The following is a 21,856-nucleotide window of genomic DNA, read 5'->3' on the forward strand; positions in this document are numbered from 1 at the left end:
CGGTTCCTGCCCATGCCCTCGATGCGGAGGGCATGAAAGCCACGACATCGCACGGCATGGCGGTTACCACGGCCACCGATGCGGCGCTGGTTGATGATCTGGAACACCGGACGTTTCAATGGTTCTGGGACGCAGCCGATCCGGCGTCCGGCCTGGTTCCTGACAGGTATCCTTCCGCGCAGACGCAGGCGAGCGTGGCCTCGATAGGTTTCGGACTGACGGCCTATGGCATCGGGGCGACGCGCGGATACATCACCCGGGAACAGGCCGTGACGCGCACCATTTCCACCCTGCGCTATCTGCTGCGCTCCCCACAAAACGATAGCGAAGACAATGCAACGGGTTATCAGGGCCTGTATTATCATTTCCTGAAGAAGTCGGACGGCCTGCGACTGAACCGCGATATCGAACTTTCAAGCATCGATACGGCGCTGCTGATGCAGGGCGTCCTGTTTTCACAGTCCTTCTACGACCGCGACACGCCGCAGGAACACGAAATCCGCGACCTGTCAGACCAGCTTTACAGGCGGGTCAACTGGCGGTGGATACGTCGTCCCGACAACCGGCTCAGCATGGGATGGAGCCCCGAGCACCAGTTCATCGCCAGCTACTGGGAAGGCTACAGCGAGGGGATGATGGTCTATATCCTCGGGCTGGGGTCGCCCACCTTCTCGCTGGAACCGACGTCATGGCAGGCGTGGCTTGCCACCAATGACCGCCGCTGGGGCGATTATTACGGGCAGACCTTCCTGAATTTCGCCCCCCTGTTCGGTCATCAGTACAGTCACGCATGGATTGATTTCCGTGGCATACAGGATGACTGGGCGCATCAGAAACAGATTGATTATTTCGAAAACAGCCGCCGCGCGGTCTATGCGCAACGTGCCTATGCCATTGCCAATCCGGGGAAATGGCGGGATTACGGTCCGACCATGTGGGGGCTGACGGCCTGTGACGGGCCGGGCGAGACCACGCAGCAGATGGACGGGCAGGACCGGCATTACCTGTCCTATTCCGCGCGGGGGGCGGGACGCGACTATACACAGGATGATGGGACCATCGCCCCGACCGCCGCTGTCGGTTCCATTGCCTTTGCACCCGAAATCGTGCTGCCGACCCTTCATGACATGAAGACCCGTTACGGCAGCAGGATCTATGGAAAATACGGTTTCGTGGACGCCTTCAATCCCAGTTTCCGGGATGGGAAGTCGTTCTGGTCAGATAATGAATATCTGGGGATCGATCAGGGGCCGATCCTGCTGATGATCGAAAACTGGCGCACGGGACTGGTGTGGAACACCATGAAGCGCAACCCCTATATCCGCGCCGGCCTGCAGCGCGCGGGATTCCAAGGCGGATGGCTATCGAATGCCCCTGCCCCCGCCAGGGTTGCGCAGGCCATGCCCCTGCACTGAACCGCCGGGCTACCTCGTCCGGTGTCGCGTCAGGGAACCCGTGGCCGGTCCCTGACGTGCGATGCGCGTGGACAGTACGATAACCGAATTCGTGCGGTCCACCCCCTGCAGCATGCCGATCCGGTCGATGGCGTCATTGATCGCCTCTGTCGTCTGGGCACCGACCACGGCGATCATGTCCACATGCCCGCTGACGGCATGCAGTTCCCGGATTTCCGGAAACTGCCGCAGTGCGTCTTCCACCGATGCCACATGACGGGGCGTGAGCGTAATCATCACATGCGCCCGGATCGCATCGCGCGCCGCCGCCCCCATCACCACCGCGTATCCCGCAATCGCGCCCCCGCGCTCCAGCCTTTCGATCCGGCTCTGCACGGTCGTGCGCGACAGGCCGCCACGACGGGCCAGTTCCGCCGTGGACATGCGGGCATTTTCCTCCAGCAGGGACAGAATCAGGCGATCGGTGGCGTCGATGTGCATAGTGCCGATCATGGTCAACATTATGCCGAAATAAAAGCCCTATCTGCCGTCTATCCTCGGCTTGCTGCCGACATCCGGGCTTTGTCTGATCAATGGGTCTGATCCCACAATCATGCCGAGGATGGTCATGCGGAAAATACTTGTTATCGGAGCCGGGAACATCGGGTCCACCATTGCAGATTTTCTTGCCAGCACGGGCGATTACGCCGTTACGCTGACCGATCGCGATGCAAACACGCTTGCGGGCGCGGACGTGCCTGACACGGTCAATCGCGTTACCGCCGACCTGAGCACGCCTGACGTCCTGCCGGGCCTTCTGAAGGGCTGTTTCGCCGTCCTTTCGGCCGCCCCGTTCCACCTGACCACCACCATCGCCAGCGCCGCCGCCGCCGCGGGCGTCAACTACCTCGACCTGACGGAAGACGTGGCCAGCACCAAGGTCGTGCGTGAACTGTCCGCCACTGCTCCCTCCGTCGCATTTATCCCGCAGTGCGGACTGGCGCCGGGTGCCGTTTCCATCGTCGCGCATGACATCGCGCGCCGTTTCGACAGCGTGGACACGATCCAGCTGCGTGTCGGGGCGCTGCCGGAATATTCCACCAACGCGCTGGGCTACAACCTGACGTGGAGCACGGATGGCGTCATCAACGAATATATCGAACCCTGCGAGGCCATCGTCGGGGGCAAGCGCCGCCTGGTGCCCGCGCTGGAGGGGCTGGAAACCGTCACCATCGATGGCGTGACTTATGAAGCTTTCAATACCTCCGGCGGGCTGGGATCGCTGTGCGATACCTATGACGGCCGGGTGCGGGAACTGAATTACCGCACGATCCGCTATCCGGGTCATGCCGCGATCATGAAGGTCCTGCTGAATGACCTTCGCCTGGCGGAACGCCGCGATGTCATCAAGTCGATATTCGAACACGCCCTGCCCGTGACGACGCAGGATGTCATTGTCATCCTCATCACCGTGTCGGGCCAGCGCGACGGGCGCCTGACGCAGGAAACGTTCGTGCGCGCGATCCATGGCGCGACCGTCAATGGCCGCCCGCGCACCGGCATCCAGATCACGACGGCGGGCGCGATCTGCGCCGTGCTCGACCTGCTGGCCGAAGGCAAGATTCCGACATCCGGGCTGGTGCTGCAGGAAGATATCGCCCTGTCGCAGTTCCTGGAAAACCGGTTCGGAAAATTCTATCAGGACGGCAGGCAGTAACAGGCCCTGGTGTCTTTTCCCGGGCAGCGGACGCATCCCGCTGCCCACTTCTTTCCGCCATATTGAACCGGGGTGGGGTTCGATATAGCATCGCAACATACTGCCCTTCCCCCATATGAGGTGCCGGCGAACCGGGGCTGGTTCCATATGCGCCAGCACCCGCCAGATTGCGGATTGCCTGCCCGTCATGCCCCACGACCAGATCCCGTGCATTTATGCCGCGCATTCGTATTACGATATCCGCCGCGAACTTGAAAAACGTCCCTCGGCACCACCATGCATTCAGGTGACGACGCTGGATGACCTGAAAAAGATCATCGCGGATGCAGAAATACTTGTCATTTCCATGCTGTGGAAAAATGACCTTCTGGAAATCGCCCCCCGTCTCCGCCTGATCCAGTCCATCAGTTCCGGGGTGGAGCAGTTCGACCTGAACCGGCTGAAGGCACGCGGTGTCCATCTGTGCAATGCACGCGGCGCGAATGCCAGTGCGGTGGCGGAACATGCGCTGGCCCTGATGCTCAGCCTTGCCAGGCGGCTGTACGAAGCACGTGACAACCAGAAAATGTGCCGATGGTCCACCACCGGCACCGATCCGCGCCCACGCCTGCAGGAACTGTCGGAAAAGAATGTCCTGATCGTCGGCATGGGCACGATTGGCGATCGCCTTGCACGGCTGTGCCAGGCGCTGGGCATGAATGTCAGCGGCGCCCGGCACAGCGCCCGTCCGCTTGATGTCGCAGGCGTGCGGCAAATCACCATGAACCGCCTGCATGAAGGACTGGCGGATGCGGATTACGTCATCCTGACGTGCCCGTTGACGCCACAGACGCATCACCTTATCAACACTGCGGCCTTCGCCGCCATGAAGCGTGACGCATGTCTCATCAACGTGGCGCGTGGAGCGGTGGTCGAGGAAGCCGCCCTGATCCATGCCCTCGACACAGGCCGCATCGCGGGCGCGGCCCTCGATACCTATGACGAGGAACCGCTGCCCGCCTCCTCCCCCCTATGGTCACGGCCCAATCTGGTCATGACGGGCCATACGGCGGGCGAAACCCAGTTCTATGAACGCAATGTCGTTGATATCCTGCTCAGGAATCTTGCCGCGCTCAAAACCGGTGGTCCGATGACAAACATGATTGTCTGAAACAGAAGTTTTTCGGAAAATTCCTGAAATCACAAGAAGACGCTGCCTTTTTAAAAAAGGCAGCACCCAGAAACTTTTATATTTTGGCGCTGCCTTCAAACAATCTCCGGGCAGGGGACGCATCCTGGCAGTTCATGCCAGCCGGTCATAGGCCGCCAGCACCAGACGACGGGTCCGGTATTCCCCATAGGCCGCGATCTCGTTCTTGCGCAGGACGCGAAAGGTCTGTGACGGATAATCATGACCCATCACGTCATGGGGATCGAGGACATATTCCAGTTGCCGGCGACTGAGGCCATAGGCCCGGGCGTACCACGCATCAAGCTCCGCCCGCAGCCATGCGCGTCGGTCCTCATTCCATGGGAACGGCCCTCCGTCATAACCAAAATCCCGTGCAACGCCCGACATGACATGGCTGGCATATGTCAGTTCCACCACACGCGGGAGGATGAATTGCAGGGCATCGGGACCGTATGAAGAAGGAGGCAGGACGGGAAGCTGCCGCACGATAAAGAAATTGAGGTTAACGCCGCCTGCTTTCTGCCTGCATACGAAATCAAAGGGTAGCGACGAAAGATTGGCGATCAGGCAGGCCATTTTATGATCGGTCCAGTTCCCGCGCGGAAACATGACCGTCATGCTGTTCCCCACCCCCCACGGCGGCAGAAGGTTGCAGATGAACGTGCGTTCATTCGTGGGGGACATGATATTGCGGAATCCGAAAAATGCTGACAGATCAGTCCGGTTTCCCGTTTTGCGTATGACGTCCTCCTGCCGGACCCAGTAATGCGGCGTAATCTCGAAACCGGGATCGCAATGTTCGCACTGCGTGGTTTCGGGCAGGACGCGATGACCACGTTCGCCCTTGCGCCGTCCATACCCCGCATGCCTGTGATCGTAGAATGATCCCATTTTTGCTTCGTACAGCGGAAGATAACGTAATTCCTCCCCCTGCCCCGCCCTGTCGGAACGCACCCAGTCCGTACCCTCGCGCCGCCAGCCACCAGCACGTAACTGAAGGGCGTTACGGAAAAGGCCACTGTCGCTCGTCATGTTGAACAGGCCCTGCCTGAATTCGATGTCCCAGGGGTTTCCCGCGATCCCGCCCGCCTCATCGATGAAGACAGGAACACGACTGTAAATGCCGGCCGTCAGTTCGGCATCCGCGCTGGAGCGGAAGACCGGCATGGTATTCGTATCGGGATTGATCCGCGCGATTTCTTCGGCGGTCAGGCTGAAATGGCGTCGCGTATCGCGTGCCTGCCGTGGGTCGTTCAGGAAGCAGGCAAAGCGCGCCGCCCCGGTTTCATTGCCCATGCTCAGCAGGCAGAATTTGAAACTGCGGTGAACATCGGTGAAAAATGGTGCACTGTTTTCAAAATCCAGCAGTTGGGCCAGACGCCTTTCACGCATCAGGTGACACAGAAAGGGCGCGGTCATGGCATCGGTCGCGATGCCGGTCGGCACGATAAGCCCCGCGCGCCCCTCCGGGCGGACAATCGTCAGGAACAGTTCGGCAAACAGGGCATAGGTATTTCCCCTGCCCCGCGCGGTCAGGGGAAAACGGCCACTGACGCGGGCAAAGGCGTTCATGGCGTCAAATTGGCGCCGCGCATTGGAAAACCCGCGGAACAGGTCGGGACGGGTGGCCTTCAGTCCGCCAATCGCGGCCTTGCGCGCGGCACCTTTCAGGGCCGCGATTTCAGGCGCGCGGGCAGCGAAATATTCCTCTTCCTGCAATTGCATGACTTCCCATGGCGGGTTGCCTATCACAACGTCAAAGCCCCCCCGCCCGTCCATGACATCCGCGAACACCAGCGGCCAATGCAGGGCATGCGCCTGTCGGGCGATATCCACCGCCCCATATTCGCAATCACGGGAAACATCCTGCCAGGCCAGCCCGGACCACGCATCCGCCGTGGTCGGGCCGGCATCGGCAGGGGACAGGTGGTTACGTGGCCGCAGGAAAGCCGCGACATAAAGATCGCAGGCCACATGAAAGGCGGAACGTGACATTCTGCCCCACCACTCCCCGAACCGGCGGCGTTTGCATGCCACCTGTTCCCATGTCGTCTCGGGCAAGGCCTTGATTGCCGCCAGCGCCATGCTGGCGGACGCGACCGATGGCTGAAACACAGGGCTTTGCATTTCGGAGCGCGCGCGCTGGTTCAATCGCAGGTAATGCCGGCAGACGGCGGGATCATCACCCGTCAGTGGCCTGTACGCCGCATCTGGCACGCCCTTTTCCAGGGCGCCCATATCAAGGATGCCCAGCAGCGCGTCACCGCAGCGTATATTCGCATCCATGAAACACAGGGGATGTCCCGGCATGCCCGTTTCAAGCCACAGCGCCATTTTCGCAAGTTCGACCGCCATGGGGTTACAGTCCACCCCATGAATGCAGCACGAGACGACATCGCGAAGTGCCGTGCGAAAATCCGGCGTGTCGGGCGCGCGAAGGAATGCAACACGACGGGCCATGCGCCGCGCGGCCCCCAGCAGGAAATGTCCCGCCCCGCAGGCCGGATCAATCACGCGAAGGGCGAGAATGGCTTCCGCCCCGCCAGCCGCCTCCGCCCGTTTCATGACGGGTTCGAGCGTACTGTCGAGCAGGGCCTCCACAAGGCTGTCCGGTGTATAATAGCTTCCTGATATCCGTCGCTCGCCCCCCCGCCGCCTGCCATCCAGACCGAAGCTTCCGTCCGCCCCGATATACGGACGTAGTTCCAGAAGGCTTTCATAAAGCGTTCCCAGTTCGCCACTTTTCAGGGATCGCCAGTCCGTGCCGCCGAGGCCGTGAAGGGCCGAAAGGAAACGGGTATTGGCAATGCGCGCCGTCCCCAGAATGGACATTCCCCCCGAAGGCGAACCGCCGCCCAGCGCCGGAATCCCGCACCCCGCATTGCCCGTTTCAAGATCCGCCAGCAGGGTCGCCACGCTGGCCCACCCGTCATGTTCCATGTCGGAAGCATCGATGGAAGTGGCACGTTCCAGCCAGTAAAGGATGCTTGCGTGCCGCCGGTCCTTTTCTGTTCCTGTCCGGGAAACCAGAAGGTCGCGCGCCTCGAGACAGGTCAGGAAAACAAGGCGACAGACGGCACGCAGCAGTTCGTCAAACAGGGCGGAGAGGACCAGATGGTCCGTCCTGCCCTGCTCACGCAGCGCCGGATCCGCGTCCAGCACGCCCTGGCCAAGAATGATGATCGCGTTTCTGGCCCCTTCGCGCAGGCAGTTCCGCGATTGTGGGACGAGTTCGTCCTGTTCTTCCCCGGCTGTCACATCCGCGCCTTCGGGTGGCTGGACCTCTGTGGCGATCATGGACGGGGATGGCATTGTCTTCCTGCAAGATGGCAATGGGAAAGAGGCTTTCATCGCCTGACACGCGGCAGGTGACAAGATTGGAATTCCCGCCTGCGCGGCCGGGGCCATCGCCCTGCCCCTCCCTTCGCATGCAACAATGACCTATCCTTTCCCGTTCGGGAACAGGCAACCTTTTGGAACTGGGAGAACAGAGCATGGAAAAACGTCCCCTCGGCCTGACCGGGCTTGATATCGCGCCAATCGTCTTCGGGGGAAACGTGCTGGGCTGGACCATTGACGAAAAAACCGGCTTCGACGTGCTGGATGCCTTTGTCGATCACGGGTTCAATGCCATCGATACGGCGGATGTCTATTCCACGTGGGCTCCGGGTAACAAGGGCGGTGAATCGGAAACCATCATCGGACGCTGGCTCCGGGCGCGTCCCGGCATGCGTGAAAGGGTCCACATCTTTACCAAGGTCGGCTGGGACCTGGGCGTTCCGGGCAAAAAGGGCCTGTCGAGGAAGTGGATCCTTCAGGCGGCGGAAGACTCCCTCTCCCGTCTGGGGATCGAACGGATCGACCTGTATTTTTCCCATCGCCCCGACCCCGAAACCCCGTGCGAGGAAACGCTGGCGGCCTTTGACCAGTTGAGGAAAGAGGGCAAGGTCCGCGCGATCGGCGCCTCCAATTTCGATGCGGCGCAGATGGAACATGCGCTGGATGTCGCGCGCCGCAATGACCTTCCGGCCTATCAGGTGGTGCAACCTGAATATAACCTCTATGACCGCGCGTCCTATGACGGGGCGCTACGTGATCTGTGCCTGCGCGAAGGGTTGGGCGTCGTGACCTATTACAGCCTGGCCTCCGGGTTCCTGTCGGGGAAATACCGCACGGAATCAGATCTGTCACAAAGCCAGCGCGGCAAAGGCATTGGCAAGTATCTCAATCCGCGCGGGATGGCCATTCTCGCGGCACTTGACCGGGTCGCCCGGGCGCATGACGCCACGGATGCCGAAGTCGCCCTGGCATGGCTCATCGCGCGGCAGGGCGTAACCGCGCCGATCGCAAGCGCCACCAGGCGCGCCCATGTCGAAAGTTTCGCGCGCGCGGCGGCACTGTGTCTGTCGGACGAAGAGATCCGCATGCTGGAAATGGCGGGCCAGCCGGAATAATCCCGCTGTCATTTCAGGCATATCGCGGCTGGGGACGGATGATCCGGATGGGACATCCGTCCCCTTTTCTTTTGGCGGCACCGACCCGATACGGGGATCAGACACAAGGACCGGCAGGAAGGACCACGGAATCCGTTCCAATACATGACCTGTTGCCCCATAAGGGAGAGAGACAGTCATGTAATCCAAGGACAACCATGAACGGCGCCCAGTCACGGTCCCGCTTTCCCCTCCTGCCGGGTCTGGCCAATGGCGTGGCGACCGGCGCATGCTGGGGAAGCGTTTTCGTGGCGCCCGCCATGGTGCCGGATTTCACGCCGCTGCAACTTTCCACGGCCCGCTATATTGCCTATGGGGCCATTTCAGTCCTTCTCGTCCTGCCACGCTGGCGGCAGATTCATTCACGGATTGCCCCGAAAGAATGGATCGCGCTGCTATGGCTCGGCCTGACGGGCAATCTTGGTTATTACATCCTGATTTCATCGGCGGTACGGCTTTGCGGCATCGATATTACGTCCATCATGACCGGATTCCTGCCCGTTATCATCGGAATACTTGGAACCCGTGAAAAGGATGGGCTTGGCCTGCGCAGGCTTGTTCCCTCCATGCTGCTGATGCTCGTGGGGCTGGGGCTGACCGCCATGCAGACCCTTCATTCCGGCGAGGGAACCGCCGGCACGGATGTCACCCGCCTGACGGGTTTCATGCTGGCGATCGGTGGCCTTGCGTCATGGAGCATCTTCGCGCTTTCCAATTCACGATGGCTGAAACGGCTGAGCGTCATCAGCGCGGATGACTGGAGCCTCCTGACCGGGATCGCCACGGGTGCCGAGGCACTGCTCCTCCTGCCATTTGCCGTCCATCCGGGTGCGGCATCCCACCCGATATCCGGATGGCTGGCCTTTGCCGCCGTCAGCGGTGGCGTGGCGCTGGTTGCCTCGGTCATGGGCGGCATTTTCTGGAACCGTACGTGCCAGATGCTCCCCATGACGTTAAGCGGCCAGATGGCCGTGGGCGAAACCCTGTTTGCCCTTTTCTACGGATGCCTGTGGACGGGACGGCTGCCGACGGCGATCGAAACGGCTGCCGTCATCTTCCTCATGCTCAGTGTCCTGTCCTCCGCCCTCGCGCATGTCCCCGCGCCACGGGAGGAAACATATCCCGACAGGGACCGGCCGGGACATCCGGCAGATCCCGCAAAAACGCGATGACGGCCCCGCCGGTGGCCTCCCTCCGCGCCCTTGTGAAAAATCTGTCGTGACCGGCCATCAATCCCCATGACAGGGAACGCGGTCATGCATTAACACTCGGCACCGCGACATTCCGCACTCGCCGTCGCGTGGCGGCAAAGGCTTCTTCAGGGAACAGGACGACATTGAATTACAGGCATGGCTACCACGCGGGCAATTTTGCCGATGTCATGAAACACGTCCTGCTGACGGCGCTGATAAAGGCACTCTGCCGCAAGCCCGCGCCTTTTTGCGTCCTCGATACGCATGCGGGCGTCGGGATATATGACCTGTCGGGGCCACAGGCCCGGTCAACGGGGGAATGGCGCGACGGCATCGGACGCCTGCTCGGGACATCCCCGGGGGCGGACCCTGTGCTGGACGACTGGCTCGACATCGTGCGCCATGTCATGCGCGAACATGGGGGAGAGCTGTTCTATCCCGGCTCCCCGGCACTTGTCTCCCGGCTTCTGCGGCCTGGCGATACGCTGACCTGCTGCGAGTTGCATCCGCAGGACCAGCAGAGCCTGAAAAGGCTGTTTCGCAACACTCCCGCCGTTTCGGTCCATGGCCGTGATGGCTACGAAGCCATTACCGCACTTCTTCCGCCCCGGCATGCGAAGCGCGGGCTGGTCCTTATGGATCCCCCCTTTGAGCAGAAGGACGAGTTCCAGCGTCTGGCAAAAGCCATCATCACGGCGCGCCGCCGGTTTGGCACGGGCATCATCGCGGCGTGGTATCCGATCAAGCACCGCGCCCCCGTCCGCGCGTTTCAAAACGCCCTGAAGGACGCGGGGCAGCGAAACCTGCTGGCGCTTGAGCTGACGCTTCGTCCTCCCCTTGACCCATCACGCCTCAATGGCAGCGGCATGATCGTCGCGAACCCGCCTTTCGGGTTCGAGGACGTCGCGCGGCACGCCCTTGACGTTCTGCGCGGACATCTGGGGGACGAGGAAACCGCCGCAACCGTCGAATGGGTCGTGCCGGAATGACAGGAGGCAGGCGCATCCGGGGATACATGTCCATCCGCGCCTGCACCGCCCCGCTGCGCGCGCTCCGTCATTTATCCTGCACGGGCGGGACGACTTCGTCCGGCATGGGACAGACATAGGGTTCCTGCGCAAGACGGCTGTCATGATCCGCCTTTACGCGTTCCAGAAGGGCGGGGGCCATCAGTACGTCGCGGGCGGTGGCGGCCATTACCTTGGCGGCGTGGATCATGCCCTTGTGCGCGATGCCACTCTTGCCCTGCGCGGTCATCTGCCAGGAATGCAGCTGTGTTCCAATGGCGCAGGTCGCCCCCCACATCTGCACGGTGGGCACGACCCAGCTGACGTCCCCCACATCGGTGGAACCAAAGGGCGGCGGCACGAATTCACGCGGCGCGATCATGTCGCATAACGGCACGTCAGCGCGCGGTGGCAATCCGGCCGACAGGAAGGCCGAACGGATATCCTGCGGCGTCAGGGTTTTCTGGATTTCCCGCGCGAAATCGTAATCCTCCCGATCGAAGCGCGGCGGCCCCAGACGGATCAGGTTGGAATATATCGTATCTTCCAGCGGGGTATTGCCCATCAGGTTGGATACGGCGCTGACCACGCCTTCCTCCACCCGCGTTTCGGTCATCAGCGTGGCACCCCGGGCGATTTTCCTGACCCGTTCAGTCAGTTCACGCAGCTGCCGCAGGTCATCGGCGCGGATCAGGTAACGTATGGTCACCTTCGACTGCACCACGTTGGGCGCCACCCCGCCCGCATCAAGATAGGCGTAGTGGACCCGCGCGGAGCTGGGCATATGTTCGCGCAGGTAATTGACCCCTATGTTCATCAGCTCTGCCGCGTCCAGGGCGGAACGTCCGAGATGCGGGGAGGCGGCGGCATGGGACGCGCGGCCGTGGAACGTGAAATCAATGCGCATGTTTGCCAGCGACGCCGGATAGAACGGACCCGCGATGGACCCGGGATGCCATGACAGCGCGAAATCGACATCGTCAAACACGCCATCGCGCACCATGAACGTCTTTGCGGCGCCGCCTTCCTCCGCCGGGCAGCCATAATAGCGGACCCTGCCGGCAATTCCCTTTTCCGCCATCCAGTCTTTCAACGTACAAGCTGCCAGCATCGCCGCGCCACCCAGCAGGTTATGGCCACAGCCATGCCCGTTATCGGCGTCCTCCACCGGACTGCAACGTGCAAGGCCCGCTTCCTGGCTCAGTCCGGGCAGGGCATCGAATTCCCCCAGAAACGCGATGACCGGTCCCCCTTCCCCGGCTTCGCCCATGACGGAAGTCGGAATTCCCGCCAGATTTCGCGTGATGCGGAACCCGTGGCGTTCCAGCATGGCCTGCTGCGTGTCAACGGAGCGGTACTCATCATAGGCAAGTTCCGGCGTATCCCATATGCGATCGGAAAAATCGCAGAACACGTCGCCAAGCGTATCCACGGCTGCCCAGATTTCATCGATATTTTTCATGTCCCCTCCATGGCAGGGAATACGATACAGCATCGCCGCAGGATAGTATCCGGGAAAAACGGAACGTCGCATCCCGCGCCATGGGCGCTCATGCCCCTGCCGCGTCCCCGGCACGGTTGCGTTGCCTGTCGTGTCGGGCAATGCGCCGCAGGAACACAAGCGAGGACGAGGATACAACCAGCATGCCCGTCACGAAATATATCCATGACAGCCTGTTGCCGGTCCTGTCGATAAGAAGCGTGAATATCGTCTGGGCCGTGCCCCCGAATATCGTCACCCCCAGCGAATAGGACAGTCCCGTCCCCAATGTGCGGACATTCATCGGAAACAGGTCGGGCAGGATCCGCATGCACGCGCCCGACGCCAGCGCATGCAGCGACATGAGCAGCATCAGCACCACCGTAAATACCAGTGGCGAAGGATGGGAAAGCAGGAAAACAAAAGCCGGCAGGAACAGGCCGCACAACATGGCACGGGCCGCCAGCGTGACGATGTACGGATCATAACGGTCGCTCAGATAACCGCCCAGAAGGGCGAACGGGCATCCCGTCAGCCCAAGGGCGATATTGACCGAGATCGCGAACGCGGCCGGGAACCGCAGGTCGTGGATGGCAAATATGGTGCCGTACAGGAAAAAATACTGCGAAATCGTCGCCCCGGCCACCAGCAGCATGCACAGGGCGATCCGGCCCGGCATGCGCATGAAGACATGGCGCACGTTTTTGATCATGCCCTGGCGGACCTGATCGGGTGCCAGGGTTTCGTCCAGGTTGCGCCGTATCCATGCGCCCACGGGCACGATAATGGCGCCAAGGATGAAAGGCAGCCGCCATCCCCACCCCGCGATCTGGGTCGAAGACATGGACAGCCCCAGCAGGATGCCGCACAGACCCGAAATGATCGTCCCGAGATGCTGCGTCGCAATCTGCCAGCTGGCCGCAAGGCCGATGCGCTCCCGTGCCGAGGCCTCCACCAGGAAGGCGGTGGCGCTTCCCATTTCCCCACCGGCGGAAAACCCCTGGATAAGGCGCGCCACGCTCAGCATTATCGGCGCCGCCAGCCCGATGGTGGCATATCCGGGCAACAGCCCGATCATCAGGCTGCCCAATGCCATGAGCCATATCGTCTGGGTCAGGGCGCGCCTGCGGCCGTGATGGTCGGCATACGCGCCCATCACGATCGCCCCAAGGGGACGGGCCAGAAAGCCGATCCCGAAAATCACGGTTGAAAGCAGCAGGGCAAGGCGGGGATTGCCCGCAGGGAAACAGGCCGCCGACAGAAATGTGGAAAAAGCCGCGTAAACGGTAAAATCGTAGAATTCCAGCATGTTCCCCATTGCCGTCGCGACAAGGTTGCGCGCTTTTCCCGACTGGATCCGCAAGAGGATTTCTCCCTTCGATTTTACGCATGCCTGCCGGTTCCCGCGCAACCGCGAAGACAAAGCCGGACACCGCGCATTCCCGATCATGGAAGAAGCTATCTCATTTCTGTCCTGTCATGAGTTCCATTTTCTTCCACGGGACAATTTTTCCGAAATCGCCTGACATGTTGCATGTCAGCAACATAAACCGTCCGAAATCCCGCGGAGATTGTATCGTCTTGAGGACTGATAATTCCCTGCCGCCCACCGGGATGGCGCCATTTCATCCGGCGCATGCAGGAAACACGAAGACCGAAGAAATCATAAGCGTCGGGAACTCATGCGTCCGCCTTGTGAACATCATCCGATACATGCGACTGGACAGAGCCGAAGCAGGCAGACGGCCCCCGGTCACGCAACCACGGATGTGAATTACCGCAGTACACAGGGAAATGTTGCTTCATGTTCTTTTTTCCTGCTGCCCGAAAGGAACTTTCCGACCTCACGCAAGAGGGGTTTTTCCTGCTGTTACTTTCAGGTCGCCATGCTATCATATTGCCCGGATGACAGGGCCAACACAGAAGAAGACCCCAGAGAATGACTTCAGAAACCGCCGCATTTTCTGATATCCTTGCATGCTGGCACAAAATTGAATTCTTCATCCCTTTCGACCTGCGGCAGGTCAGGGAAAGGAAAAGTGAAAACCAGTTTTCCGTTTTCGTGCATCCTGACAATCCCAGGCTTCCCAATGACTATCCTCCCCCACGCGGGAAAGCCTCGCTTGGCGCAAACCTGTTTCTTGGCCTGTTCGATAAGGAAGAAGTCCGGCGCGTCACCAGCCGGCTGGAGGCTGAAACCGAATTCAGCCGACTTGACCGCGAAGAGCGTAACGACGAAGACGACACGCCCGAACCGCACGGATATCCCAACGCCACGACATGCATGGCAAAGATTCACCTAAATGCAGCGGGTGAGCCTGATTTCACGTCTGTCGAGATCTCGACCTTTCCATGGGCCATTGGCAAGGCCCTGAAATATTCCCTCAATGCCCTGTCATGGGATGCGTTCGAGGCGGACCGGCTGCGCCTGCAAAGGATGCTGGCCAATTTTTCCGAAGAACGGCGGCACGCGGCCAACATTACGGACCCGACGGTTCCCCTGCCGCTTGCAGCCGGGGAAATACCGCACCTGATCAGGATTTTCGGGGAATGGGCCGATTTTTTCCCGCCCCGGGACCTTCCTGCCGCCCTGCTGCAGCTCAATTACGGGAAGGAGAAAATCCGTCGGGATCCTGCGCCTGATACGGAGACGAAACCGCCAGCGCAGGAGGACGATGACGATGACGATGAAAAGCAGGAAAAGCTCCCGGAAATCGGCATCCTCAACAGCTTCTTCCTGACCGACATCGAACGCGCCCTTGCCACCCTGAAGACAGGCGCCATTCCGCCTGCCCTGCGACAGTATCTGACGGAACTTTCCGAAGGGAAAAGGACCGACCTCGGCACGGACAGGGGACGCGCGCACATCATTGATGCATTGCATCCCCGGTTCATGAACAGCGGGCGCTGGATATCAAACCCTGCCCACGCCATGAGCCTGATGCAGCAGTTCGCCATCAACACCGCGTTCAGCCACCTGAAAGATCGTGGCATTTTCTCGGTCAACGGGCCGCCCGGAACGGGCAAGACCACCCTGTTGCGAGATATTTTCGCGGAAAACATCACCCGCCGCGCCCGTGTCCTCGCCAGCCTGAAATCGGCTGGAGACGCCTTCACCGGTTCTGTCGAGGCAGAGAGTGGAGAGCACAAATTCAATGTCCGGAAGCTGCGTCCGGACCTGAGCGGGTATGAGATGGTTGTCACCTCGTACAACAATACCGCTGTTGAAAATATTTCAAAGGACCTGCCGCAATCCGCGGCGATCGACCTCTCTCCCGATGAGGCGTTCACCTATCTTCGCCCCGTGGCGCACAAGCTTGCGGCGGAGACAAGGGATGGCGGCTTCCGTGCCCTCCCACCCAAGGAATATCCCTGGGGCCTGATTACCTGCACCCTGGGGAATTCAACCAATCGTTCCCGTTTCTGTGACAGCGTCTTTTTCAGGAAGGTCCCGGACGATGCGGACGAAACATGGAGCGGCAACGAACGTCCGGCCACAATATGGCAATGGATAAAAGGGACGTCCCCCGCCAGCGCACAGCAGAATTTCAGGGATGCGGCCAAGAATTTCCGTAATCTGGATCAACAGGTCTCCGCCCGTCTGGCGGGTCTCGAAGCATTTGCCAATCTGCATGCGTCTTCAGGGAATGGCGTCCTTCGGCAGCAGTTGTCAGAAAAGGAAAAACAGCTTCAAGTCGCGCAGGCCCGTAAAAAGCACTGCGCCGACACCCTTGCTGAAGCACGGAATGCACTGACGCGCAGGAACGCTGAACTGGAAAGCCTGCGCGCCGAACAGGAACAGATTGACCGCCTGAAACCCTCCTTGTGGAAATCTCTGTTCAACTCGAAAGAAAAGGAGCAGCATTCCGCCGCGACACGGGAAAACGCCCAGGCACAGATCAGGCTTGGCAAGGAAATCCGTGATCTTTCCCAGCAGGTTGAAAATGACCTGACCCGGGATTTACAGGCAGCGACAGGCGCATGCACGGACATCCAGACGACGATCAAACAGATTCAGGGCAGACTGGCGCAGGAGGAAAAGGAACTTCGCGCCTGCCATGAAGAATTCCCCGACGTTACTTTGTTTGAAAACGCGCGGGACCTTGAAACCGACGGGCTGCAACGCTCCGGCCTGTGGCATGACCGGAAACTCAATCGCCTGCGCTCCGACCTGTTCAAGGCCGCCCTTGGCCTGCACGAATCATGGCTTGCAGCGGTGATGACGTCACGGACCCTGCATTATTTCGATACGCTGGCAGCCATCAGCCGCCACATCAGCAATCCCGGACGATACGGGTCCACGCCAGAGACTGTTGCGGCAATCTGGCAGAATTTCTTTATGATCGTTCCCGTGGTCTCAACCACTTTTGCCTCTTTCGCCCGACAGTTTCACGGCGTCGGTCCCGAAACGCTGGGGTGGGTTTTCGTGGACGAAGCGGGACAGGCCATGCCGCAGGCTGCCGTGGGCGCGATATTCCGCGCACGGCGTGCCGTCATCATTGGCGATCCCCTGCAGATCGAGCCGGTTTTCACCCTCTCCGCCCCCCTTGTCAAAGCACTGTGCGATCTCTCGCCCCATACCGCCGATGGACGCTGCTCCCCGGCAAGAGCATCGGTGCAGACCCTGGCCGATGCCGCCAATCCCTATGGCACCCACCTGAACGTCCGTGACGGAAATCCGATCTGGGTCGGCAGTCCCCTGCGCGTGCATCGTCGTTGCCTTGATCCGATGTTCACGATTGCCAATCGCATCGCTTATGACGGGAAGATGATCCACGGTTCGGCTGACCCGGCTCCGGGGCCTGACAGCTCACCTTTCCTGGGGGAAAGCGCATGGTTCTCCGTCACGGGAAAGGTCGTTGGCAAACAGGTGGTGCAGGAACAGGTCGATTATGTCGTGGCCCTGATCGTGGCCTGCACCTCCCGTGACCAGAAACTGCCTGCGCTGTATGTCGTCTCGCCCTTCAAGGAAATCAGGCAGGCCATTGGCAAGGCGCTTCGCGATCCCGCATGCTGGGCCAGCCATAACATGTATCCTCCGCGCGAACTGCGGACATGGATTGGCAATCGCATCGGCACCGTCCATACCTTTCAGGGCAAGGAAGAAGACACCGTCATCATGGTTCTGGGGGCGGATGAGACAAAACGCGGATCCGCCCAGTGGGCGGCGTCAAAACCGAACATCCTCAATGTCGCGGTCACCCGCGCCAAACGCCGCTTTTACATGATCGGTGATCGCAAGCTGTGGGGGGGCCTGAACTATTTCGGGGATGCAGCCCATCTGCTTCCGCAGGTCAATCCGCATCATGTTCTGGATTCCCTTGCCACGATGGATCAGTCAGCCTGACTGGATGGAAAACCACGGAGGCATCGCATCTGGTACAAAAAGTTTTTGGGGGCTGCTTTTTTCAAAAGCCGATATTCTTCGAAGCTTTTTGGAAAAAGCTTCACCAAAAACTTCTGTCGTTTTTATCAATGAATTATTTCAGGCCATTCCTCATATATCAGGGGCAGCTTCACTTATCCTGGGCGCGGAAGGAAGAAGCCCGGCCGCCATGAACGTATCGGCAATATGCTGCTGGCTGGCGATGACCTGCGGCGTAATACGGCAAAATCCAAAATGAATCTTTGCCACCGACTGCTCCACCACCCCGAGTTCCAGCCCCGTGCTGCGGGCAAGCATGGCTGCGACCTCTGGCCTGTTTTCCTGCGCCCATTCATCGCACTTTTCCACGGCGGCAATGATATCACGCAGCAGATCACGATCCTCGATAAAGAACCCCTTGCGCGCGAGATAGAAAGGGGTGCCTCCCCCTACCTCATCCCCCGTGGCCAGCACACGGACACGCCCCCCGGCACTTGATAACGCCCCCGACAGATAGGGGTCCCATATCGACCACGCATCAACCTGCCCCGCCTCAAACGCCGGGCGCGCCGCCGCAGGTAGCAGATAGGAAACCTTGATGTCATGCAGGCTCAGGCCATTGTTCATGAGGGACGCAAGAAGCAGCCAGTTGGCATCCGATCCCCGCGTCACGGCGACACGCTTGCCTCGCAGGTCGCTGACGGTACGGATCGGGCTGTCCTGCGGCACGATGATCGCTTCGCTGGCGCCAGTCCGGTTCTCATTTCCCGCATAGATCAGGGCATCCGGCGCACTTGCCTGCGCAAAAACCGGCGGCAGGTCCCCTGTCGCGCCAAAATCGAGCGCCCCGGCGATCATGGCCTGCAGCAAAGGCGGTCCAGCGGGAAACTGCGCCCACTGCACCGATATTCCCCTGGGCCGCAGGGCTTCTTCCAGAAAACCTTTTTCCTTCAGAAGAACGAGCGTGCCGTATTTCTGGTAACCGATCCGGACACTATTCTGCCCGGCGAAAGCCTTTCGGCCCAGCAGCGCGATCAGACCTTGCGAAAGGGCCAGCCTTCCGAGAGCGCGTCTTGAAATCAACTTATGTCTCCTTTTTTCAGGACGACTGCACGTTTTTTATAACGCACACGCCCGTTTTCCCTGGAAGCCTGCCTGAAAATCACCGTTTGATGGAAATTTCCGGTGTCACTTTCTTACAGGACGATTTTTACATACGATTTTCGGAAACATATGATGATGCCTACATCTTGTAGCTGAATTCGCCACCAAACATCGCCGGATCGCCCAACTGTCCATAAAAGACCGCCCCGGTCGCCAGCGGCGTCATGGTCACGAAATACCGTTTGTCCAGCATGTTATGGCCCCAGAAGCTGAGATCCCATTTCCCGCCTTCCGGACGAATGCCAATATGGCCATCCAGAAGGCCATAAGGCTGAATGCGCGTATAGCGGGATTCCGAGGCGTCTGCATAATAACCAGAGCGATATATATAATCAGCACCTACATAAAACAGAAGATGGCTCCAGAAACCATGTGCTGATGGACTCATATCCCTGATGGGCACGGTATATTCCAGACCCGCCGAAAGGTTCCATTTCGAATTCAGGGGAATCTGGTTTCCCGTCAGGCTGTAAAGCCCCTTGATGTTCGAAGATTCCAGGGGATGCGTCGCATTATTGAATGAGGCATAGAACGCATCGGTGTAAGAGGCAGATACCCGTCCCTCAAGCCCCGGAATTATGACGCCCCTGGCATCCAGTTCCAGCCCACGCGACACCACATGTTTTGCATTGGTCAGGTAGGAAATCGTGGTTCCTGTCGAGGTGTAATAGGAGGCACTGGTAATATAATTATGAACATTATTCCAAAATGCCGCCATATTGACCAGAATCCTCTTGTTCAGGAACGAATTCTTCGACCCGAATTCGAACATGTCATCGATCTCGGGCCTGACGCTGGGATTGGCGCCTTGTGAAATATTCAGGCTTACAAGATTGATCCCGCCGTTTCGCACGCCACGACTGTAGGTCGCGTAAAGAAGATAATCGGCCCCGGCCCGGTACAGAAGACTCAGATTTCCGCTGGGTTCATGTTCGCGATGAAACGCATGATAGGAAACTTCCTGCCCCAGAACGGCGGCAGCCAGCGCGGGATACTGGGACCCCACGATCTTTGACGCATAACTGCCGGATTTTGTCACGAAGGAGTATCTGAATCCGCCTTCAAGCGAAATTCTGGATGTAATCGCATAGCTGGCACGGACATAACCCGCCACTTCGTTGGTAATCGGATTGTCATGGGATGAAAATGTCGCCCCGTTCAATCCGGCGTTATAGACCGCCGGAGTATATCCATAGCCATAATATTTCGCGCCCTGATCCGTTATGGACCAGTAGGAATAATCCGGAACCTCCTCATACATATAGAAAATTCCGCCAGAAAATTGAAACCTTCGTCCTGTGGGCGAGGAAATTTTCAGTTCTTCGGTCGCGTGCTGTTCATAAACCTGATTATTACCCGCCGATAATGTCCGCAGGCCGGGTATGGTGCCAAGCCCTCCTGAGAAACCGTTATGGGGATACCAGAACCATGTATGCCATGACGCAATATTCTCCAGCTTCCACTGATTTTTGAACTGGTAGCCAATATTCAGTGAAACTCCATAGGTTTCTTGGTCTACCGCCTGGCTACCGGTGGACGGGGCGCTGATCAGCATGTCACGTATCCCGTGCGCAGGCAGGGGTTCCGCGCCCGCATATGCGGCCCGTTCCCAGTAATTCCCCGCAATGACCGCCCCATTCGCATAATGCGTCAGCGCGGTGGACATGGGCGTAACGCAGCAGCTTTCCCTGAGGTGCGAATAATCCGCGATCAGCCGTATCGTCAGCCGGTCCGTCGGCTTTGCCAGGATCTGCGCCTTTACGCCGAGATCATGATAGTCCTGATAGTAACGGTCGGTTGTTACGTTCTTGACATACCCATCACGGTTTATGGAAAATCCCGACAGGCTGAACGCTACCTTGTCACTGTTCCCGATGGGGCCGGTCGCCCTCAGGCGGATATTGGCGGTGTTATAGCTGCCGTAATCCCCGATTACCGAATACTGGCGCCTGAACGAAGGCGCCAGTGTGGATATGTTGATGGTGCCGCCGTCATTATCCACGCCGCCCCGCGTGGCCTGAGGCCCCTTGAGGACCTCTATCCCCATCAGGTCGCTGATATCACCCAGCACGGCCCCGGGACGCGCCTGATAGACACCGTCGATATAAACCGTGGTGCCGTTTTCCAGCCCGTCCTGGGCGCTTGAACTGAAATTTCCCAATCCACGCACATTGATGGCGGTATTGCGTGGGTTGGTGATCTGCAGGGAAACGGCAGGCAGCAATTTCGTCGCCTGCTGGATATTGGTAATCTGGTGGGTCTGAAGATCCTTTTCCGTAATCGTCGTCACGGCCACAGGATCATTCTGCCGCGCAAGAAGCTGACGCCGTGCTGGCGAAGCGCTGGCCCGCACATGCAGGATTTCAGGCCTGCTGACAGGAGAATCTGTTCCCCTGCCCGCAGGCTTCGTCGTTTGCGCATGGACAGGCGGCGTCTGACGCGAATGGCTGTTTTTCAGGGGGAAAGATGAATTCCCCTGCGTGGTTGCGGCCTTTCCCTCCTGGGATGAGAAGGTGACGGTCAGAGCGCAGCAGAAAAGCAGGCCTCGATTCAGAGAGTCCCTGGACGAAAGCCCAGCGTGAAGTCGCAATGATCGAGCTTTTGAGCTACTCATGCCGCCCCCAAATAACCACATAAGTTAGTATAATTACATAACAACAAAAATCATGATATATTTACGCCCGGTGTAGTCAATTATTATTTGTGGAAAATGTTTTAAACTATTTTAAATAGTTAAATAAGCACGCACATATGCGTTTCGCCCCTGTCCTGCAGGCGACCAGAGAGATTCCAGATGATGGAAATGCCTCTCTTTCACCTCATGACATCTCAGGCACAGAGACGGCAATTACGGGTGATTGCCCACTTGATC

The 21,856-nt window shown here is 59.3% G+C and carries 14 protein-coding genes; 8 read left to right on the plus strand and 6 right to left on the minus strand.

The genetic code is table 11. The annotated features are described in order from the left end of the window. Nucleotides 1-32: 32 nt before the first annotated feature. The gene (locus tag CFR71_RS09435; RefSeq protein ID WP_110530530.1) at nt 33-1,415 is read left to right on the plus strand and encodes a glucoamylase family protein; all 1,383 of its coding nucleotides are present in this window, start codon (nt 33-35) and stop codon (nt 1,413-1,415) included. A 9-nt stretch (nt 1,416-1,424) separates the two neighbouring features. On the opposite strand, the gene CFR71_RS09440 is transcribed toward CFR71_RS09435, so the two are convergent. After that, nucleotides 1,425-1,895: an Lrp/AsnC family transcriptional regulator gene (locus tag CFR71_RS09440; protein ID WP_165829214.1), complete on the minus strand. Its 471-nt coding sequence runs from the start codon at nt 1,893-1,895 to the stop codon at nt 1,425-1,427. A 127-nt stretch (nt 1,896-2,022) separates the two neighbouring features. Between CFR71_RS09440 and CFR71_RS09445 the strand changes: the two genes are divergently transcribed. After that, entirely contained in the window at nt 2,023-3,111 is a 1,089-nt protein-coding gene (locus tag CFR71_RS09445; RefSeq protein ID WP_165832078.1) for a saccharopine dehydrogenase family protein, read from the plus strand. 187 nt (nt 3,112-3,298) lie between these two features. Continuing rightward, nucleotides 3,299-4,261 carry a D-2-hydroxyacid dehydrogenase gene (locus tag CFR71_RS09450; RefSeq protein WP_110530482.1) on the plus strand — a complete coding sequence of 321 codons (963 nt, stop codon included), beginning with the start codon at nt 3,299-3,301 and terminating at the stop codon, nt 4,259-4,261. Between the two features lie 132 nt (nt 4,262-4,393). Here the strand turns inward: CFR71_RS09450 and CFR71_RS09455 are convergent, their stop codons facing one another. After that, nucleotides 4,394-7,594, minus strand: coding sequence for an Eco57I restriction-modification methylase domain-containing protein (locus CFR71_RS09455; protein ID WP_165832079.1), 3,201 nt, complete (start codon nt 7,592-7,594; stop codon nt 4,394-4,396). 182 nt (nt 7,595-7,776) lie between these two features. Between CFR71_RS09455 and CFR71_RS09460 the strand changes: the two genes are divergently transcribed. The 3 genes from CFR71_RS09460 to CFR71_RS09470 all read left to right on the plus strand — a co-directional run bounded on the left by CFR71_RS09460 (nt 7,777) and on the right by CFR71_RS09470 (nt 10,957). Beyond that, nucleotides 7,777-8,736: an aldo/keto reductase gene (locus tag CFR71_RS09460; protein WP_110530532.1), complete on the plus strand. Its 960-nt coding sequence runs from the start codon at nt 7,777-7,779 to the stop codon at nt 8,734-8,736. A gap of 197 nt (nt 8,737-8,933) precedes the next feature. After that, a complete protein-coding gene (locus CFR71_RS09465; protein WP_110530484.1) occupies nt 8,934-9,947 on the plus strand; it encodes a DMT family transporter in 1,014 nt (337 codons plus the stop codon). A 164-nt stretch (nt 9,948-10,111) separates the two neighbouring features. Beyond that, nucleotides 10,112-10,957 (plus strand): 23S rRNA (adenine(2030)-N(6))-methyltransferase RlmJ, encoded by an 846-nt coding sequence (locus CFR71_RS09470; protein ID WP_165832080.1) that lies wholly within the window; start codon nt 10,112-10,114, stop codon nt 10,955-10,957. 67 nt (nt 10,958-11,024) lie between these two features. On the opposite strand, the gene CFR71_RS09475 is transcribed toward CFR71_RS09470, so the two are convergent. Then, nucleotides 11,025-12,437, minus strand: coding sequence for a M20 family metallopeptidase (locus CFR71_RS09475; RefSeq protein WP_110530536.1), 1,413 nt, complete (start codon nt 12,435-12,437; stop codon nt 11,025-11,027). 88 nt (nt 12,438-12,525) lie between these two features. Next, nucleotides 12,526-13,764, minus strand: coding sequence for an MFS transporter (locus CFR71_RS09480; RefSeq protein WP_165832081.1), 1,239 nt, complete (start codon nt 13,762-13,764; stop codon nt 12,526-12,528). Between CFR71_RS09480 and CFR71_RS16530 the strand changes: the two genes are divergently transcribed. Together CFR71_RS16530 and CFR71_RS09485 are read left to right on the plus strand one after the other, a co-directional pair. Next, nucleotides 13,763-13,981, plus strand: a complete 219-nt coding sequence (locus CFR71_RS16530; protein WP_165832082.1) for a hypothetical protein — start codon at nt 13,763-13,765, stop codon at nt 13,979-13,981. The genes CFR71_RS09480 and CFR71_RS16530 overlap by 2 nt on opposite strands. Before the next feature lie 413 nt (nt 13,982-14,394). Beyond that, nucleotides 14,395-17,802, plus strand: coding sequence for a DEAD/DEAH box helicase (locus CFR71_RS09485; protein ID WP_110530486.1), 3,408 nt, complete (start codon nt 14,395-14,397; stop codon nt 17,800-17,802). A gap of 150 nt (nt 17,803-17,952) precedes the next feature. Here the strand turns inward: CFR71_RS09485 and CFR71_RS09490 are convergent, their stop codons facing one another. Together CFR71_RS09490 and CFR71_RS09495 are read right to left on the minus strand one after the other, a co-directional pair. Beyond that, nucleotides 17,953-18,903: an aliphatic sulfonate ABC transporter substrate-binding protein gene (locus tag CFR71_RS09490; protein WP_110530487.1), complete on the minus strand. Its 951-nt coding sequence runs from the start codon at nt 18,901-18,903 to the stop codon at nt 17,953-17,955. 160 nt (nt 18,904-19,063) lie between these two features. Beyond that, nucleotides 19,064-21,598 (minus strand): TonB-dependent receptor, encoded by a 2,535-nt coding sequence (locus tag CFR71_RS09495; RefSeq protein WP_110530538.1) that lies wholly within the window; start codon nt 21,596-21,598, stop codon nt 19,064-19,066. Nucleotides 21,599-21,856: the final 258 nt, after the last annotated feature.

The organism is Novacetimonas pomaceti (genome assembly GCF_003207955.1).
GTDB classification, from domain to species: domain Bacteria; phylum Pseudomonadota; class Alphaproteobacteria; order Acetobacterales; family Acetobacteraceae; genus Novacetimonas; species Novacetimonas pomaceti.

Coding starts and splice junctions, on each gene's coding strand:
- CFR71_RS09435 (WP_110530530.1), top strand. CDS start 33: ATGAAAGCCACGACATCGCACGGCATGGCGGTTACCACGGCCACCGAT.
- CFR71_RS09440 (WP_165829214.1), bottom strand. CDS start 1,895: ATGCACATCGACGCCACCGATCGCCTGATTCTGTCCCTGCTGGAGGAA.
- CFR71_RS09445 (WP_165832078.1), top strand. CDS start 2,023: ATGCGGAAAATACTTGTTATCGGAGCCGGGAACATCGGGTCCACCATT.
- CFR71_RS09450 (WP_110530482.1), top strand. CDS start 3,299: ATGCCCCACGACCAGATCCCGTGCATTTATGCCGCGCATTCGTATTAC.
- CFR71_RS09455 (WP_165832079.1), bottom strand. CDS start 7,594: ATGCCATCCCCGTCCATGATCGCCACAGAGGTCCAGCCACCCGAAGGC.
- CFR71_RS09460 (WP_110530532.1), top strand. CDS start 7,777: ATGGAAAAACGTCCCCTCGGCCTGACCGGGCTTGATATCGCGCCAATC.
- CFR71_RS09465 (WP_110530484.1), top strand. CDS start 8,934: ATGAACGGCGCCCAGTCACGGTCCCGCTTTCCCCTCCTGCCGGGTCTG.
- CFR71_RS09475 (WP_110530536.1), bottom strand. CDS start 12,437: ATGAAAAATATCGATGAAATCTGGGCAGCCGTGGATACGCTTGGCGAC.
- CFR71_RS16530 (WP_165832082.1), top strand. CDS start 13,763: ATGTTCCCCATTGCCGTCGCGACAAGGTTGCGCGCTTTTCCCGACTGG.
- CFR71_RS09480 (WP_165832081.1), bottom strand. CDS start 13,764: ATGCTGGAATTCTACGATTTTACCGTTTACGCGGCTTTTTCCACATTT.
- CFR71_RS09485 (WP_110530486.1), top strand. CDS start 14,395: ATGACTTCAGAAACCGCCGCATTTTCTGATATCCTTGCATGCTGGCAC.
- CFR71_RS09495 (WP_110530538.1), bottom strand. CDS start 21,598: ATGAGTAGCTCAAAAGCTCGATCATTGCGACTTCACGCTGGGCTTTCG.